This is a genomic window from Methylopila capsulata (assembly GCF_016907975.1).
GTDB lineage: Bacteria > Pseudomonadota > Alphaproteobacteria > Rhizobiales > Methylopilaceae > Methylopila > Methylopila capsulata.
Window position 1 is genome coordinate 492,145 of sequence record NZ_JAFBCY010000001.1, and the last position, 16,934, is coordinate 509,078.

At 70.9% G+C, this 16,934-nt stretch carries 16 protein-coding genes; 5 read left to right on the forward strand and 11 right to left on the reverse strand.

The annotated features are described in order from the left end of the window. The first annotated feature begins 24 nt into the window (after nucleotides 1-24). Nucleotides 25-264, forward strand: a complete 240-nt coding sequence (locus tag JOD31_RS02320) for a hypothetical protein (RefSeq protein ID WP_204948696.1) — start codon at nucleotides 25-27, stop codon at nucleotides 262-264. Between the two features lie 17 nt (nucleotides 265-281). Here JOD31_RS02320 and JOD31_RS02325 read toward each other — a convergent pair whose 3' ends face one another. Then, nucleotides 282-641 carry a gamma-butyrobetaine hydroxylase family protein gene (locus JOD31_RS02325; RefSeq protein WP_204948697.1) on the reverse strand — a complete coding sequence of 120 codons (360 nt, stop codon included), beginning with the start codon at nucleotides 639-641 and terminating at the stop codon, nucleotides 282-284. A 112-nt stretch (nucleotides 642-753) separates the two neighbouring features. Here JOD31_RS02325 and moaA point away from each other — a divergent pair, with 112 nt between their 5' ends. Continuing rightward, nucleotides 754-1,773: a GTP 3',8-cyclase MoaA gene (gene moaA / locus JOD31_RS02330; protein ID WP_204948698.1), complete on the forward strand. Its 1,020-nt coding sequence runs from the start codon at nucleotides 754-756 to the stop codon at nucleotides 1,771-1,773. Between the two features lie 101 nt (nucleotides 1,774-1,874). Here the strand turns inward: moaA and otsA are convergent, their stop codons facing one another. The 9 genes from otsA to JOD31_RS02375 form a co-directional block, all read right to left on the reverse strand. Beyond that, nucleotides 1,875-3,296 carry an alpha,alpha-trehalose-phosphate synthase (UDP-forming) gene (gene otsA, locus JOD31_RS02335; protein ID WP_204948699.1) on the reverse strand — a complete coding sequence of 474 codons (1,422 nt, stop codon included), beginning with the start codon at nucleotides 3,294-3,296 and terminating at the stop codon, nucleotides 1,875-1,877. A 145-nt stretch (nucleotides 3,297-3,441) separates the two neighbouring features. After that, entirely contained in the window at nucleotides 3,442-5,238 is a 1,797-nt protein-coding gene (locus JOD31_RS02340) for a glycoside hydrolase family 15 protein (RefSeq protein WP_204948700.1), read from the reverse strand. Continuing rightward, nucleotides 5,235-6,041: a trehalose-phosphatase gene (gene otsB / locus JOD31_RS02345; RefSeq protein WP_204948701.1), complete on the reverse strand. Its 807-nt coding sequence runs from the start codon at nucleotides 6,039-6,041 to the stop codon at nucleotides 5,235-5,237. Before otsB ends, JOD31_RS02340 begins: the two co-directional genes overlap by 4 nt. A gap of 176 nt (nucleotides 6,042-6,217) precedes the next feature. Further along, entirely contained in the window at nucleotides 6,218-7,321 is a 1,104-nt protein-coding gene (locus JOD31_RS02350) for a DUF1513 domain-containing protein (RefSeq protein ID WP_204948702.1), read from the reverse strand. A 4-nt stretch (nucleotides 7,322-7,325) separates the two neighbouring features. Continuing rightward, complete coding sequence (locus JOD31_RS02355) at nucleotides 7,326-8,372, reverse strand: imelysin family protein (RefSeq protein ID WP_204948703.1); 1,047 nt, start codon at nucleotides 8,370-8,372, stop codon at nucleotides 7,326-7,328. Nucleotides 8,373-8,398: 26 nt separating this feature from the next. Further along, nucleotides 8,399-9,604, reverse strand: a complete 1,206-nt coding sequence (locus JOD31_RS02360; protein WP_204948704.1) for a di-heme oxidoredictase family protein — start codon at nucleotides 9,602-9,604, stop codon at nucleotides 8,399-8,401. Beyond that, nucleotides 9,604-11,082, reverse strand: coding sequence for a multicopper oxidase family protein (locus tag JOD31_RS02365; protein WP_204948705.1), 1,479 nt, complete (start codon nucleotides 11,080-11,082; stop codon nucleotides 9,604-9,606). Before JOD31_RS02365 ends, JOD31_RS02360 begins: the two co-directional genes overlap by 1 nt. A gap of 216 nt (nucleotides 11,083-11,298) precedes the next feature. Beyond that, complete coding sequence (locus JOD31_RS02370) at nucleotides 11,299-12,576, reverse strand: imelysin family protein (RefSeq protein ID WP_204948706.1); 1,278 nt, start codon at nucleotides 12,574-12,576, stop codon at nucleotides 11,299-11,301. A 201-nt stretch (nucleotides 12,577-12,777) separates the two neighbouring features. Further along, a complete protein-coding gene (locus JOD31_RS02375) occupies nucleotides 12,778-13,395 on the reverse strand; it encodes a TetR/AcrR family transcriptional regulator (RefSeq protein ID WP_204948707.1) in 618 nt (205 codons plus the stop codon). An 80-nt stretch (nucleotides 13,396-13,475) separates the two neighbouring features. Between JOD31_RS02375 and JOD31_RS02380 the strand changes: the two genes are divergently transcribed. After that, nucleotides 13,476-14,087, forward strand: a complete 612-nt coding sequence (locus tag JOD31_RS02380; RefSeq protein ID WP_204948708.1) for an NAD(P)H-dependent oxidoreductase — start codon at nucleotides 13,476-13,478, stop codon at nucleotides 14,085-14,087. Nucleotides 14,088-14,176: 89 nt separating this feature from the next. Here JOD31_RS02380 and JOD31_RS02385 read toward each other — a convergent pair whose 3' ends face one another. Next, nucleotides 14,177-15,334 (reverse strand): Mrp/NBP35 family ATP-binding protein, encoded by a 1,158-nt coding sequence (locus JOD31_RS02385; RefSeq protein WP_204948709.1) that lies wholly within the window; start codon nucleotides 15,332-15,334, stop codon nucleotides 14,177-14,179. Between the two features lie 88 nt (nucleotides 15,335-15,422). Between JOD31_RS02385 and JOD31_RS02390 the strand changes: the two genes are divergently transcribed. Together JOD31_RS02390 and JOD31_RS02395 are read left to right on the forward strand one after the other, a co-directional pair. After that, nucleotides 15,423-16,052, forward strand: a complete 630-nt coding sequence (locus JOD31_RS02390) for an NTP transferase domain-containing protein (RefSeq protein ID WP_204948710.1) — start codon at nucleotides 15,423-15,425, stop codon at nucleotides 16,050-16,052. 85 nt (nucleotides 16,053-16,137) lie between these two features. Next, a complete protein-coding gene (locus JOD31_RS02395; RefSeq protein ID WP_204948711.1) occupies nucleotides 16,138-16,932 on the forward strand; it encodes a lysine/arginine/ornithine ABC transporter substrate-binding protein in 795 nt (264 codons plus the stop codon). The last annotated feature ends 2 nt before the right edge of the window (nucleotides 16,933-16,934 follow it).

Genomic DNA, 16,934 nt, shown 5'->3' on the forward strand with positions numbered 1-16,934 from the left:
AACGACTACGACAGGAGGAACGCGATGCAGTGGCTCCAACTGACGGCGGCCGGGTCGCACGACGTCTTCGTGAACATGTCGCTCGCCGTGCACATGCGGCGCTTCGGCGAGAAGACCGTCATCGACATGCTGACGAGCGCGCTCGATCGGACGCATTCGATCACCGTGGTGGAAACGCCGGCGGAGATTCTCCAGAAGATGTGCGACTGCGGCTGGGTCTCGCCACCCGCGACGGAGAGCGCGACCGTTCCGCCTCCGCACTGACCGGGCTCGGCTCAGCCTCAGCCTCGGCTGAGGCTGCGTTCCGCGAGGGCCTTTTCGTACGCGGCGAACAGCTCCTCACCCTCCTGGCCGAAGCGTCGGAGCGCGGGCCAGGTGAAGATGCCTGTGTCGTGCCCGTCGCTGAACACGAGGCGGACGGCGTAGGAGCCCACCTCCTGCACGTCGCGGATCACAACGTCGCGCTTTCCCGGGACAATGGTCTTCTGCTCCGCCGAATGGCCCTGAACCTCCGCGCTGGGGCTCTCGACGCGCAGCAGCTCCGCGGAAAGCGCGTCGCTGCGTCCGTCCGCCCAGGTTAAGGTGAGCACGCGCCCATCACGCGAGAGCTTGATCTCGATCGGCCAGTCCGCGTCCGCCATTTCATCACCTCGTCGGGCGCAGACCTTTACGCGCGCCATTCCAACTCCTAGCTTCTGGACGCTGTTCCGGCCAGCCACCCGTGGCGTCGGGACGAAAGAGGTTACGCATCCCATGTCGTTTGCCGCCGTTGCGCCCGCTCCGCTCGTCGATCCGTTCCAGCGGGCCATCAGCTACCTCCGCGTGTCGGTTACGGACCGCTGCGATTTCCGCTGCGTCTACTGCATGTCGGAGCACATGCAGTTCCTGCCGAAGCGCGAGCTTCTGACGCTCGAAGAGCTCGATCGGCTGTGCAGCTCGTTCATCATGCTGGGCGTCAAGAAGCTCAGGCTCACCGGCGGCGAGCCGCTGGTCCGGCGCGATCTGATGACCCTCATCCGTTCGCTCGGCCGTCACCTCGACAGCGGCGCCCTCGAGGAGCTGACGCTGACGACGAACGGCAGCCAGCTGGAGACTCACGCGCGGGATTTGTTTGCGGCCGGCGTGCGGCGCATCAACGTGTCGATCGACACGCTTGATCCGGAGAAATTCCGCGAGATCACGCGCCGCGGCGACCTCGCTCAGGTGATCCGCGGCGTCGACGCCGCGCTGGCGGCGGGCCTCAAGATCAAGATCAACACCGTGGCGCTGCGCGGCGTGAACGAGGACGAGATCGCCTCGATCGCCGAATGGTCCCATGCGAGGGGCATGGACCTCTCGCTGATCGAGACCATGCCGCTCGGCGACATCGACGGCGACCGCACCGACCAGTATCTGCCGCTCAGCTTGGTGAAAGCCCGGCTGGCGCAGCGCTGGACGCTGAACGAGAGCGCCTACCGCACGGGCGGTCCGGCGCGATACGTTTCGGTGGCGGAAACGGGCGGGCGCATCGGCTTCATCACACCGATGACCCACAATTTCTGCGAGAGCTGCAACCGGGTGCGCGTCACCTGCACCGGCACGCTCTACATGTGCCTCGGCCAGGACGACGCCGCGGACCTGCGCACGCCGCTGCGCGCGAGCGAGGACGACGGCAAGCTCGTCGAGGCGATCCGCGAGGCCATCCGGCGGAAGCCCAAGGGCCACGACTTCATCATCGACCGCCGCAACGCAAAGCCCGCCGTGGCCCGGCACATGTCGACCACGGGCGGCTGAGCTCAAGCCGCTCGCGGTATTCCAAGCCGCGCGTCAGTCCCGGCTCGAGGCCGGGACACGAGCGACGGCAGCCCTCGACTGTTCTGGAAACGGCCGCCCGTTCAGCTGACCGCGGCGATCCGGCCCGCCTGCGGCGGCGCGGCCTCCTCGTTTTCGAGCGCGTCGAGGAAGCTGCGGCACCACCAGGCGACGTCGTATTCCAAGATGCGCTCGAACATCGACGACCAGCGATCCTTCCGCTCCTCGAGCGGCATGTCCAGCGCCCGCGCGATCGAGCCTGCGGTGCCGTCGACATCGTAGGGATTCGTGAGCAACGCCCCGTCCAGTTCGGAGGCGGCGCCGGCGAACCGCGACAGCAGCAGAACGCCCGGATTCTCCGGGTCCTGCGCCGCCACGAACTCCTTCGCCACCAGATTCATGCCGTCCCGCAAAGGCGTGACGAGGCCGACCCGGGCGTAGCGGTAGAGCCCGGCGAGGGCGTTCCGGCCGACGGTGCGATTGACATAGCGGAGCGGCGTCCAGTCCAGCTCCGAGAAGGTGCCGTTGATGCGGCCGGCGAGGCCGGCGACCTCCCGCTCCATGGCGGCGTATTCCGGGACCTCGCCCCGGGACTTGGGCGTGATCTGAAGATAGGTGCAGCGGCCCCGCCACTCCGGGTCCAGCAACAGGAAGGTCTCGAACGCCTGGATGCGTTCGGCGATACCCTTCGAGTAGTCCAGACGGTCGACGCCGATGATCAGCTTGCGGTCGCCGAGGCTTTCCTTCGTCCGGCGCACCAGCGCGTTGCGTTCCGAGGCTGCGGCCACGTCGGCGAAGGTCTGCGTCTCGATGCCGACGGGATAGGCCTCGACGCGCACCGTCCGGCCGTGCACCACGAAGCGCCCGTCGGGAAGCCGGCGCCCGATCTTCTCGCGGCGGACGTAGGTCTCGAAATTCTCGACGTCGATCGGCGTCTGGAAGCCCACGACGTCGTAGGCGGCGAGCGAGCGCACCACATCGGCGTGGTTCGGCAGCACAGTGAGGATGTCCGGGGGCGGAAACGGGATGTGCAGGAAGAAGCCCATCCGGTTCTTGCAGCCGATGCTCCTGAGCTCGGCCGCAAGCGGGATCAGATGGTAGTCGTGCACCCAGATGGCGTCGTCGGCGGCGATCTGCGGAGCGAGCAGACGGGAGAACAGACGGTTAACGCGATGGTAACCGGCGAGGTTGACCCGGGTGAACTCGGTGAGGTCCATCCGGTAGTGGAACAGCGGCCACAGCATCCGGTTGGAGAAGCCCGCGTAGTAATCGTCGAGGTCGCGTTCTGACAGATCGACGACGGCGTAGGTCACGCCCTCGCTCTCGGTCAGCTCGGCGGCGCGCGGCTCCCCGGCGTCCGGCGGCAACGTGCGGCCGCTCCAGCCGAACCACAGTCCGCCGCGCGCCTTCATGGCGCCCGAGAGGGCCACAGCGAGGCCGCCGGCCGGCGGCGTGCCGGGCGTCGGAACGGGCACGCGGTTCGAGACGACGACGAGACGGCTCATGGATGCTCCCCCTTGGTTGGGCCGAGGGCGATGCAGGCTAACTCACCGCCGCCGGCCGCGGCTATGACCGTCGGCGAAGTCATCCCGCGCATGTGAAAACGGCCGCGTGCGGCCGCAGGTTCCGCCGGCTTGGGGCGGCCGGCCCTCAAAAGGCGTCTTCCCACGGGCGCGATAGCCGCATCGCGGCCTTGACGACGCCGACCATCGAGTAGGTCTGCGGGAAGTTGCCCCACAGCTCGCCGGTGCCGACATGCAGACCCTCGGACAGCAGCCCGAGGTGATTGCAGTGGTCGAGCACCTCTTGGAACGCCGCCCTGGCCTCATCCATCCGCCCGACGGCGGCGAGCGCGTTGATCAGCCAGAAGGTGCAGGCCGTGAAGGCGGTCTCCGGCTCGCCGAAGTCGTCGGGCGCCTTGTAGCGGTAGATGTGGTTGCCGTAGCGCAGCTGGCGCTCCACCTCGGCCAGCGTGCCGAGGAAGCGCGGATCGTGGGGCGCGACGATGCCGATCTCCGGCAGCAGCAGCAGGCTTGCGTCCACCGTGTCGCCGCCGAAGACGCTGGTGAAGCTCTTCATCTCGACGTTCCAGGCGCGCTGCAGGATGTCGGTCTTCAGCTCCGCCGCCCGTCCGCCCCACTCTCCGGCCTTCTCGGACAGGCCGAGCCGGTCGGCGATGCGCGAGAGCCGGTCGCAGGCAGCCCAGCACATGGCGGAGGAATGGGTGTGGACCCCCTCGCGGGTGCGGTACTCCCAGATCCCGGCGTCCGGCTGGTCCCAGCGCTCCACGGCCTGCCGGCCGAGCTTCTCCAGCCGTTCGAACAGCGCCTCGTCGCCGGGGGTCGGCAGGCGCGCGTCGAAGAAGCATTGGGCCACCGCGAGGATCACCGACCCGTAGCCGTCATTCTGCACCTGCGTGTAGGCGGCGTTGCCCTTCCGCACCGGGCCGAAGCCCTGGTAGCCCGGCAGCGACTCGGCCTGGGATTCGTCGAGCGTCGTCTCGAAGCCGAGGCCGAACAGCGGCTGCAGATAGCCGTTGGGCGACCCCGCGACGAGGTTCGTCACGTAGGAGAGGTAGCCCTCCATCGTGTTGGTGGCGCCCAGCCGGTTCAGCGCCTCGACCGTGAAGTAGCTGTCGCGCAGCCAGCAGAAGCGGTAGTCCCAGGTCCGGCCGGTGTCGCCGTACTCCGGGATCGATGTGGTCAGCGCGGCGACGATGCCGCCGGTCTCCTCGTGGCTGCAGAGCTTCAGCGTGATGGCCGCGCGGATCACGATCTCCTGCCACTCGAACGGCAGCGAGAGGTAGCGCGTCCAGTCGATCCAGTAGTCGCGCGTGCGCTCGTAGAATTCCCGGCTGATGCGCGCCGGGGAGTCGGTCAGCGACTCGTCCGGGCCGAGCAGGAACGCGAGCGGACGGTCGAGCACGAAAGGCGTTTCGTCGGCGACGAAAGCCACCGGCGCGTCCGTCGTCAGCCGCAGCACGCTGTCGCCGAGGAGAAAGCGGATGTGGTTCGAGCCGCGCGTGGTGTCCGGCGCCGCGGCCCCCCAGTCCCGACACGGCCGCATCCGCACGGCGATGCGGGGCGACCCGGAGATCGGCTCCACCCGGCGGACGATCATGTTCGGCCGGAACATGCGTCCGGAACGGCGGAAACGAGGGGCGAAGTCCACCACGCGGATCGCGCCGTCGCGGCCGAACAGGCGCGTCTCCAGGATCGCGGTGTTGCGGTGATACTCCTGCTCGACCCGCGTCAGGCCCTCCAGCTGGAAGTCCCAGAAGCCCTTGTCGGCGTCGTCGCCGGCCAGCAGGCCGCAGAACGTGGGATCGCCGTCGAACCTCGGAAAGCACATCCACACGAGGCGCGCGCGCCGATCGATGAGGGCGGCGGCGGCGGCGTTTCCGACGACTCCGAGTTCGAGCGACGCGCGACCGTTCGGAACCGTCATGCCGCCGCCGCGAGCGCGACGAGCCAGGCGCGCATGGCGTCGGGATCGGCCAGCCCATGCTGGGCGACGCTCGGACGGCTGACCGCGCCGATCAGCACGGAGACGCCGCCGAGATCGTTCGCCGCGGCGAAGGCGAACTCGTCGGTCAGATCGTCGCCGAACATCCAGGGGGTGCGCCCCGCGAAGGGCTTCTCCGCCATCATGCGCTTGAGCGCCGTGCCTTTGTCGCAGCCGCGCGGGCGCACTTCGACGACCATTTTGCCGGGCTGGAGCTCGTGGGTCGGCGCGAGCTGCGCGACGAGTTCGCCGATGCGCTCCTTCACCTCGCCCTCGCGGTGCGGAGCCTGGCGGAAATGGACGGCGACGCTCGCGCCCTTGTCTTCGAGCGCAAGGCCGGGACGCGCGTCCACGAAGGCGCCGAGCGCCGCCGTGAGCCGGTCCGGGGGCGCGCCGACGCCGGCCTCGGACACCCGCCCGCCGCCGCTGCGGCGAAGCTCCGCGCCATGGAGGGCCGCGGCGGGAAGCCGAAGCGGCGACAGGATACGGTCGACGTCCTCGAGCCCGCGGCCGGTCACGATTGCGAGGGCGCCGTTCAGCCGCTGGGCCAGCACGCCGATCGCGGCAAGCGCTTCAGGCGTGATCGAGACGCCGTCCGGCGTCGCGGCGAGGTCGAGCACCGTGCCGTCGAGATCGAGAAACAGCGCGACCCGGTCCGGAAAACCCGAGGGCGCCGACGGCGGCGAACCGGGACGGCGCGAAGCATCGTTCTCGCGCGCGGCCGTCGCCGCAGTTTCGAGGCCCATCGTCGACGCTCCGATCACGGGATTTCACAAAGGCGACCGATAGCTAGAAGCCGTGGAGGCGAAGGGCAACCCCTGTGCGACGGCGGGGCGGCGAATGGTGATCGAGCGCTGCGGGCCGAGACCGACCGTCCGGCGCTTCGAAACCGCGCCGCATCGGCGAGCGTCACGCCGGGCGATCAGGCCGCGTGACCCGCCAGATGATTGTCCCACCGGAGCGCGCTGGCGCGGCGCCGCACGATCGCCGCGCCGTCCTCGCGGACCGCGATCAGCGCCACCTCGCCAAGGCCCGACGTGGCAACGAAACGCCCGTCGCCGACGGAAGCCAGTCCGCAGACGTCGGGGATCGCAACCGCGCCGACCGCGTCGTTGGTTCGCAGATCGAAGGCGACCACCGCCCCGCCCTTCGGACCTGACGCGGCGACGAAGCGTCCCGAGCGGTCGATCGCAAGCGAGCACACCGAGCCGCCGAGCCGGGCCAGCAGGTCGGGATCGGCGTCGAGCCAGCGCAGGCGCGCGCCCGCGAGCCGCGCCACCAGCGGCCGGTCGCGCGCGCCGGCCTCGGTGTCCTGCGCGGCGACCAGAAGGCCGCCGTCCGGCGTCCCGACCACATGGCGCAGCGACAGGCTGGCGAGATCGGCCTCGGTCTCGGCGATCGCCTCGACCGCGCCGGTCGCGGGGTCGAGCAGCGCCACGTTGGAGCGCGCGGTCGTGAGGCCGAGGCTCCTGATGCCGGGGTCGGTCTTCGGCTCCTTGGCGCCGTTCGCGACGACGACGCGGCCGCCGAGGGAGGCGACGTCGTGGGGGCCGATCCCGCCCGAGCGCCACTCCGCCCGCGGCGCGTAGCCGCCGGCGACGTCGCGCAGCACGATCCAGCCCTCGCCGGTCTCGGCGTTGATCTCGGACGTCAGGAAGGTCCGGCCGTGGGCGGCGTAGGCGCCATGACCGGCGAAGCGGCGGCCGGGGCTGGCGCCGAACGTCGATCGCCTCGCTCGGCCCGCCCCGTCCAGCACCAGCGCGATATCTCCGGGCCTGCGGCCCACCGCGACCGCCTCCGCGCCGTCCGGCCGGAGGCTCAGCGCATGCAGGCGGACGGGCGCTGCGACTCCCTCGCTGGTTTCGAGCGCGCCGTCGAGCCCGCCGATGCGGTACCCGCCGTCGCTGGCGCGCGCTGCGGAGAGGAACGCCGGGTCATCCGGGGAGGCGTGGGCGCGGCCGTGGCCGAGCCCAGCAAACGCCAGGGCGCCGAGGCCGCCCAGCGCGGCGCGGCGGGAGAGCGGCATCGGCTCAGTCCCCGTCAAGCGCGTTGAAGCCGAGCGGCACGCCGATGGCTGGGGCCACGTCCTTCACGATGTTGGCCTGCGCGACCTTGAGCGCGGCGACCGCCTGCTCCACGACCTTGCGGCGCTTCGGGTCCGCCGCGGCCTCGCCGACGTCGTCGGGAAGTTTCGCGACCGCGGCCTGCGCCGCCGCGAAGGCCTTGCCGTCGCTCGCCGCGATCTCCGCGGGCGCGGCCTTGGCGAAGATCGCGGCCATCGCGGTCAAGCTCGCGACCGAGGCCTTGAGCGTGCGCGCCGAGCGGTTCGACCGCCAGCCCTCGGCCGCCTTCGGCCGCGCCGTGTCGAGGTTCGCGCCGAGCACCGGCAGCAGCTTCATGTCCACGTCGCGCTGGATGCCGCCGGCGAGATCGGTGAGCAGGCGCGCGGCCGCCTGACCGGGATCGGCGAAGTGCACGGGGTCGCCCTGCCCCGCCTTCAGCTTGGCCAAAGGCCCCACGTCGCTTCGCCACTCGTCGCGGATCTGGCCCGTGAGCGTCGCGAGGTTGCCGGCGATCGCGACGCCGACCCGGCAGCGAGCGGCGGGCTCCCCGTCCGGCGGCTCGTAGAGCAGGCGCTCCAGTGCGGGAAAGCCCTGCCCCGCCACGCTCGAGGCTCGGAAGGTATCGTCCGGCACCTCGCCAGCCTTCGCCTTGGCCTCGAGTTCGGCGAGCGCCTTCGCCACCGCGTTGCGCTTGTCGGGGAAGAAGAAGATGCGGTCCGGCCGGAGCGAGAGGCTGACCGGCCCGGTGGTGACGTGCTCGACCGCCGCCCAGGCGTCCGCCGCCGCCTGGTAGCGCTCCCTCAACGCAGCGAGGTCGCCGGCGTAGTCGCCGTCCGCGCAGGCCGCGCGCCATGCGTCCCTCTGAACGGCGGCGGCCTCCGCCAGGGCGTCGTTGCGCGGCAGGAGCCACTGCTCGATCACCGAAATCGCCAGTGGTCCGGGCTCTGGCGCCGCCGCCCGTGCGGCGCCCCCAGACGCGAGGACGGCGCAGGCGATCATAAGGGTCTTGCGCATGTTGTGCCGAAACCTTGATGTCATCTCTAAAGTCCCGAGACGTAGTCGACGAGCGTCTTGCGCTCCGCCGGGGTCAAGGCCTCGAAGCGGGCGCGGGCGGGGGCGGCTTCGCCCTCGTGCCAGCGCACGGCGTCCGCCACCGTGGCCGCGCGGCCGTCGTGGAGCAAGCCTGACCCCTGCGCGAGCGTGCGGGACAGTCCCCACAGCGGGGCGGTCCGCCACTCGGCGCTCGCGGCCGTCTGCTCGCCGACGCCGTCGTCGAGACCCGGCCCCATGTCGTGGAGCAGAAGGTCGGTGAAGGCCGCGACCTCGGCGCCGTCGCCAAGCGGCAGCGACGGCGCGTGGCATGCGGCGCAGCCGGTGGAGGCGAAGAGCGTCACGCCGCGTGGAGACGGCGCAGGCGGCGGCGGGGTGGGGCGATGTTCGAGGAAGGCGACGAGGCTCGCGAACAGGTCGGGCGCCACCTCCGGCTCGCCGGGCCGGGCGCCATGCGGCGCCTCCCGGCAGGCGGCCTGGGACGACGTGCAGTCGCCGGCGCCTTCGGGGCGGCGCTCGGTGGAGAGGCCGAGGTCCAGCGTGAACGCGGCCGCCGCCTGGGCGGCGAGCGTCGGCTCGGAAGCTTTCCAGCCGAAACGGCCAAGCGCCCTGCCCTCCGGGCCCTCGATCCAGTGCGGCCGGCCGGAAACGCCGTCGCGCGCCTCGGTCGCCGCGCGTGCGAGGATCGCGGCCTCCGGCACCCGTTGGAGCAGGCTGAGGCCGGCGAGCGACGGCGCGACCCGCGCCGACATGGCGGTGTCCGGCGCGAGGGGGCCGTAGCCCGGCGCCTCGAGCCGCCAGAACGGCTTGCCGGACGCGGCGAAGGTCACGGCCGCCCGCCCCTCGCCCGGGACCTTGCCTAGCCCCTCGGGCTGCAATTCCGCGCCGTAGACCGGGTCCGGCGCGCCCACGGCTGATCCGAGGCGCACCACGAGGCCGGGGTCCTGGCCGGGATCGTCGCGGCCGAGGCGGAAGCGCGTGCGGCCGGCCTCGGCCGAGTGGCAGCTGGCGCAGGAGCGCGCCGCGAACAGCGGACCCAGCCCGTCGGCGTGGCGCGTGGAGGCCGGCGCCGGGACCCACAGGCGCGCGAAGATCGCCCGGCCGATGGCGACGTCGAGCCCGTCGCGGGCGGCGAAGGCCGCGCCAGGAATTACCAGGCCTGCGACCACGAGCGCGCAGGCGATCCTTCGCCCCATCACGCGACCTTCAGGTAGCCCATCATGCCCGTTTCCTGATGCTCGATCAGGTGGCAATGGATCATCCAGTCGCCCGGCCGGTCCGCGACGAAGGCGATGGTGATGCGCTCGTTCGGCGTCAGCAGCACCGTGTCGGCGAAGTGCACGGGCAGGTCGCGCTTAGTGGAGCCGAGCACCTTGAAGGTGAAGCCGTGCAGGTGGATCGGGTGCACGTGCGGCGTCTCGTTGGAAAGCTCCGCCACGTAGGTCCGCCCCTCCCGAAGCAGGGCGAGCGGCTTCGGGACCTGCGAATGGTCGCCCACGGGCCAGGCCTCGCGGTTGATGCTCCAGTTCACGGTGGAGGCCGCGCAGAGGCTGTCCAGCATCGCGGCGGCGAGCGGGTCGCCGTCGTCCGCCGAGACCGCGAGCGCCGCCTTCTGCTTGGAGGCGGTGGCGAAGGCGAAGGTGAGCCGCTCCGCGCCCTTCATCCGCGGCTCCGGAATGGCGGAGCGCGTCAGCGGCGCGGGATCGAACGCCTTGCGCTTGGCGGGTTCGCCCTCGCCTGCCAGCGTCGCCAGCACCACCGGCTCGGCGGCGAAATAGTCCATCAGCCGGACCTCGCCGCCCGCCGCCGGCGCCCGCACCACGAGGTCGAGCCGCATGGCGGGGCCGAGGCGCCAGTCCTTCAGCGGGAACGGCGCGATCGGGTTGCCGTCGATCGCGATCACGGCCGCCTCTCCGCCGTCCACGCCGATGTCGCCGACGCGGGTGGAGTCGAGGTTCAGGAGCCTCAGCCGCACGTCGCCCCCAGCTGGAACCACAATGAGCGGCGCCGTCTCGCCGTTGACGGTCCGCACCGTGCCGAAGGTGCCCGCCCGCAGCGCGCCGCGCTGGGTCATGAACGGCAGGTAGCCGCCGGTCGCCGCGTCGAGCCGCCAGTCCTTCAGCACCAGCGTCAGGTCGGCGTCGTAGGGAACGCTCTCGTCGCCCTCGACGATCAGCACGCCCGCAAGCCCGCGGCCGAGCTGGGCGATCGTGTCGCAATGGGGATGGAACCAGAAGGTGCCGGTGTCCGGCGGGGTGAAGCGATAGGAATGGCGCTCGCCCGGCCGCACCGGCGGCTGCGTGATATAGGGCACGCCGTCCTGATCGTTGGGAATTCTCAAGCCATGCCAGTGGATCGCGGTGTGCTCCGGCAGCCGGTTCTCCAGCTCCACCGCAAGCGTCTCGCCCTGAGCGATCCGCACCACGTCGAACAGGCGTTCGCCATAGGTCCAGACCGCGCTGTCCGGTCCGTCGGGGCCGAGCAGCTTCGCCCGGCGCTCGGCGGCGACGAGCGACAGCGTTCGTTCGCCGGGCGTTTCCGCGCGGGTGCGCAGCGGCAGCGTCGCGGGCTTCGCGTCGCTGCGCCCACGCAACGCGACGACGCCCGCGACGGCGAGCCCGCCGCCGAGAAGCGCGCGGCGGGTGAGCTGGCGCGAGCCTGCGGCCGATGACATCACGCTGATCCTATCGCCTGCGGGCCGCGGCTGAGCGAGGCTCGTCGCTCCTCATAGGACGCGACGTCGTGGCGCCCTCGCCCCTCGCGGGAGAGGGCAAGGGTGAGGGGTCGTCCGGGCCGCCCGAGGATGTCCCGGACGACCCCTCATCCGGCGCTTGCGCGCCACCTTCTCCCGCAAGGGGAGAAGGGAAGAGAACGGCGCGCTCGGCTTCGATTACTGCGACACCTTCTCCGGCGCGTCGAGGCTGTCGGAGCCCTCGACCGTGATCTTCACGCCGAGCTTGGCGACCACCGCCTCCACGCCGCGGGTCTGCTGCACCAGGCCGTCGATCACGTCCTGCACGACCTTGTTTCCCTCGGCGTTGCCCTCGCCGATCATCTGGTCGTAGGCCTCCTTGCCGCTGTCGGCCCGGTCTTTCAGGACCTGCGCCTTGGCGAGCGTGGCGGCGAAGTCGTCGTCGAGCGTCTTGGCCTCCGCCGGCGCCTTGGCCTCGGCGTAGGCCTTGAGCGAGGGTCCCTCCACCTTGGTTCCATCGAGCCGCACGTAGGTTCCGGCCCAGATCCCGGTCATCCCCTTGATGTCGTAGTAGTGCGAGTTGTGGGTGTTGTCGGAGAAGCAGTCGTGCTCCTCCTCCGGATCGTGGAGGATGAGGCCGAGCTTCATGCGCTCGCCCGCGAGTTCGCCGTAGGACAGGCTACCGAGGCCGGTGAACATGGCGGCGATCGCCGCGCCCGGCTTCTTCTTGGCGAGCGCCACGCGCGCCTTGCCCTTGGGTCCCCACAGCGCGGCCATGTCCTTGAGGTCGGCCACCAGCAGGTCGGTGACGACGCTCAGGTACTGGGCCCGGCGGTCGCAGTTCTTGTTGGTGCAGCCCTCGCCCTGGACGTAGTCGGTCGCCTTGCGGTCGCCGGCGCCGGGGCCCGTGCCGTTCAGGTCCTGGCCCCACAGCAGGAACTCGATGGCGTGATAGCCGATGGCGACGTTCGCCTCGACCTCGCCCGCCTCCTGCAGCGAGTTCAGCAGCTTCGCGGTGATCTTGGTGGCGTCGACCGTCTTGCGGCCGAGCTTCAGCTTCGGGTTCGCGATGGCATTGAGCGCGTAATAGGGGTTTTCGTCCGAGGTCTCGCCATAGGCGGGGGCAACGTAGTCGATCAGCCCCTCGTCCAGCGGCCAGGCGTTGACGCGGCCTTCGAGGTCGTCGACGGACGGGTTGCCGAAGCGGTAGCCCTCGGTCTGCTGGTAGGGAACACGCGCCGCGATCCACGCCTTGCGGGCGTCGGCCAGCGTCGCGTCCGTGGGATCCTTCAGAAAGGCGTCGATCTTGGTCTTGAGCTCGGAGGCGGCGATGACCGCATCGCCGTACATGGCGGCGGCGACATCGGAATAGGTCTTCACCACATCCTTCGCCGCGGGCGCCTGCGCCTGCGCCCCGCCGGCGGCCAAAGCCCCGAGCGCCACGCCCGCCAGCGCCCCGATCCAGGTCTTGGTCATAGGTCCGTCTCCTCGGCCGCGCGGCCGTCGCGCCATGCGATCCGAAAGCTCTCCGGGCCGCCCCGCAGAACCGAAACGCCTCGCTCACGAGAAAGTCAACTTCCGCCTAACAGGTTTTGAATGAACGACTTTTTTCGCGCGCCGCTTGATTTGGAATAAATCCAATCTGGGCGGCGGCGCGGCGCTCGCGGGGTCGCGCGATCAGTCGGGCCGCCGCAGCCGCCCGCGGCTTCGCTCCACCGCCGCGAGGATGACGGCGAGCAGTTCCGCCCGCGCCGAGTCCGCGTCGATCTCTCCGATCGCCGCGGCGCTGGATAGGGCGTCCGCGGCGCCGAGCGCGCCGACAAGAGCCGGCGTGGAGACGCCGCCGTCCGCAAAGGGATCAAGGGCCACGCGGCATTTCTCGAGGAACGCGGTCTCGCATGCCCGCTTGACCCTTTCGAGCTCCGGCGAGCCCTCGAGCGCGGCGGCGACGCCGGCGAGCTCCCGGCCCTGGGCCAGCGCGCAGCCGACGTAGGCCTCGGCGATGACGCGCGCACGATCGACAAGCGTCGGTTCGCTCGCCGCGAGCGCCGCGTCCATCGCAGCCGTCTGACGTTGGTCGAACTCCTCGAACAGCGCGGCGAGGAGGCCGTTCCGCGTGCCGAAATGGTCGTAGACCACCGGCTTCGCGACCCCGGCCAGCTCGGCGAGCCGTCCGAGCGTCAGGGCGTCGGCCCCCTCCTCCCGGGCGAGCCGCCACGCGACGTCGATGAGCTGAAGCCGACGGCGCTCCCGCGACAGACGACGGCGGGGCTCCGCCGGAGGATGGCTTGACATCGCTATATACCAAACGTAACTTACTAAAAGTATATAACCATTCCGGCTGACGTCAAAGCCGCAACCCGAGGGGCCGCCGCATGCGCTCGCTCATTGTTTTCGCCCACGCCGATCCCGCCTCCCTCACCCACGCCGTGGCGGCGCGCATCGCCGAGGGTGTCGTCTCGACCGACGCCGCAAACGTCGTCGAGATGGCCGATCTGTCGGCGGAGGGATTCGATCCGCGCTTCTCCGCGGCGGACCTCGCGCTGTTTCGCCGGCAGGCCGGGCCGCCGCCCGACGTGCTGGCCGAGCAGGCGCGGATCGACCGCGCGGACGCGCTCGTGCTGGTTTATCCCGTCTATTGGTGGTCGATGCCGGGCCAGCTCAAGGGATGGATCGACCGGGTGTTCACCAACGGCTGGGCCTATGACGAGACGCCGGACGGCGGCCTCGTCAAGCATCTCGGCCGGCTGCGGGTTCATCTCGTCGGCATCGGCGCGTCGGACGCGGGAACCTACGAGCGGCGCGGCTACGCCAACGCCATGCGCACGCAGATCGACCATGGCATCTTCGACTTCTGCGGCGCGCAGGTCGCGACATCGGAGTTTCTGCTGGCGGGAGGCGAGTCCTTTCCCGCCTCTGCGCTCGATCGCGCCCGCGCCATCGGCCACGCCGTCGCCGCAGGCGCAGCGACCGACGAAGCGGCCTGAGCCGAGCCGTCGATCGCGACGCTCCCGCCTCTGCGGAGGACCGAGCGCCTTCACCGGAAGCCGGAGGCCGCGATGGCTCCGGCGAGCCCTCAGCGCTCGATGACGATGCGCGGCGCCGCGCGGCCGGGAGCGCCGGAGGTCAGGCGGTTCCACACCGCGGCGGCGATGCGGCCGTAGGCCTTGGAGTGCTCCGAGCCGGGGTCCTTGGCGACAATGGGCGCGCCGGCGTCGGAGGTCGTGCGGATCTCGAGAGAGAGCGGGATTTCGCCGAGGAACGGCGTCTTCATGCGCTCAGCCTCCGCGCGGGCGCCGCCGTGGCCGAACAGCTCCGCCCGGTGGCCGCAGTTCGGACAGCAGTAGTAGCTCATGTTCTCGACGATCCCGAGGATCGGCACGTCGACCCGCTCGAACATCGCGACGCCGCGACGCGCGTCGGCGAGCGCAAGGTCCTGCGGCGTGGAGACGATGACGGCGCCGGAGAGCTTCACCCGCTGCGCCATGGTGAGCTGGGCGTCGCCGGTGCCCGGCGGCATGTCGACCACCAGCACGTCGAGTTCGCCCCAGGACACCTCGGTCAGCATCTGGGTCAGCGCCGACATCACCATCGGGCCGCGCCAGATCATCGCCGTCCCGGCCTCGACCAGGAAGCCGATCGACATGATCTTCAGGCCGTGGGCCTCGAGCGGCTTCATCATCTTGCCCTCGACCTCGGGCTTTTCATGCAGGCCGAACAGGGTGGGCACCGAGGGACCATAGACGTCGGCGTCCATCAGCCCGACGCGCAGGCCCTGCGCCCGGAAGGCGAGCGCCAGGTTGGCGGCCGTGGTCGACTTGCCGACGCCGCCCTTGCCGGAGGCGACCGCGATGATGTGGCGGACGCCCGGCACGCCGGCGCCGCCGGAGGCCTGTCGCGGCGCGGGCGCGGCGCCCGAGGGCGCGTCGCGGCCGCCGCGCGCGGCCATCGGGCTTGCGGGCCGCGGCGGCGGCGCGGACCCCGCCGGCCGATCGGCGGTGAGCGCGACCAGCACGTCGGTGACGCCGGGAACGGCGCGCACGGCAGCTTCGGCGGCCTTGCGGACCGGCTCGAGCGCGGCGGCGCGGTCCGGCGTGGTCTGGATCGAGAAGATCACCCGGCCGCCGGAGATGGAGATCGGCGACAGCGCGGGGGATTGCGCGAGGCTCGGCGCCCCGTCCGGCGCAGGCGCCGCGTCGAGAGCCCTCCGAACGTCGTCTTCCGTCACCGCCATGTCGCGTCTCCATCCGTGTTTTCTTGGGCTATGGACCTTTCGCCGCCCGAAGGTCAATCAAGTCCGGCCGGTCGAGGAAAGGAATGGCATGCCAGACGTCGAAGCCTCCCTCGCGAGCATCGCGGGGGTCGTCCTGATGGGCGGCGAAGGCCGTCGCATGGGGGGCGCGGACAAGGCGCTGATCGCGCTGCACGGCCGCCCGATCCTCGCCCACGCGCTCGATCGCTTCCGTCCTCAGGTGGCGACGCTCGCGCTCTCCGCCAATGGCGACCCCGCGCGTTTCGCGGCTTTCGCCCTGCCCGTCCTCGCCGACGCGGCCGATGGTCCCGGGGGACCGCTCGCCGGGGTGCGGACCGCCCTCGCCTGGGCGCGGTCGTTCGAGGGCGTCGCCCACCTCGCCACCCTTCCGGGCGACGCGCCGTATCCGCCTGTAGATCTCGTCGCGCGCCTGGCGGCCGCGGCGGGCGAAGGCCCGGCGGTCGCAGTCTCGCCCTCGGGCCTCGAGCCGCTGCATGCGCTGTGGCCGCTCGGGTGTGCGGAGGCGCTCGATCGGCTGGTGCGGGACGGCGTCTCCTCGCCGCGCCGGGCGCTGGCGGAGCTTGGCGCTGTCGAGGTCGCCTTCGCCGACGGAAGCGGGTTTCGGGACGTCGACACGCCGGACGATCTGGCGCGTCTCGCTGCGGGCGATGCCGCAAACATAGGCTCGCCCACCACTTGAGCGTGCGGGGCAACGGTGGAATGCTGCGACGCGTCGGGGCTCTGCGAGCGGCCCGAAGCGTCAGCCTGAGTCGGAGACCGTCGTCATGTCGTCATCCCGGTTTGCATTCGCCGGCGCCGTGGCGCTTGCGCTCGCCTGCGCCCTGACCGCCGTCCCGGCCGCGGCCAAGGACTGGTCGAAGATCAAGATCGGGACCGAGGGCGCCTACCCGCCGTTCAACGTCGTGGGCGCCGACGGGCAGGTTCAGGGCTTCGACATCGATATCGCCAAGGCGATCTGCGAGAAGATCAAGGCGGAATGCACCTTCGTGGCGCAGGACTGGGACGGCATCATCCCCGCGCTGCTCGCCAACAAGTACGACGCGATCTTCGCCTCCATGTCGATCACCGACGAGCGCAAGAAGACCATCGCGTTCTCCAAGCGCTACTACCAGACGCCGGCGCTGTTCGTGACCGACAAGCGCAACGCCTCGATGGGCACCTCCACCGACGCGATGAAGGGCAAGACGATCGGGGCGCAGTCCTCCACCGTCAGCGGCACCTTCCTGCAGGACGTGTACGAGCCGGCCGGGGCGACCGTGAAGCTCTACGCCACCCAGGACGAGGCCAACCTCGACCTGGCCTCCGGCCGCCTCGACGCGGTGCTCGGCGACAAGACGGTGATGCTGCCCTGGCTGGAGAAGTCCGACGCCGGCAAGTGCTGCCAGGTGATCGGCCAGGACATCCGCGACGAGAAGTACTTCGGTGAGGGCATCGGCGCCGGCCTCCGCAAGGAGGACATCGAGCTCAAGGAACTGATCGACAAGGGCATCGCCGAGATCCTCGCCGACGGCACCTACGAGAAGATCAACGCCAAGTACTTCCCGTTCAGCCTCTACTGACC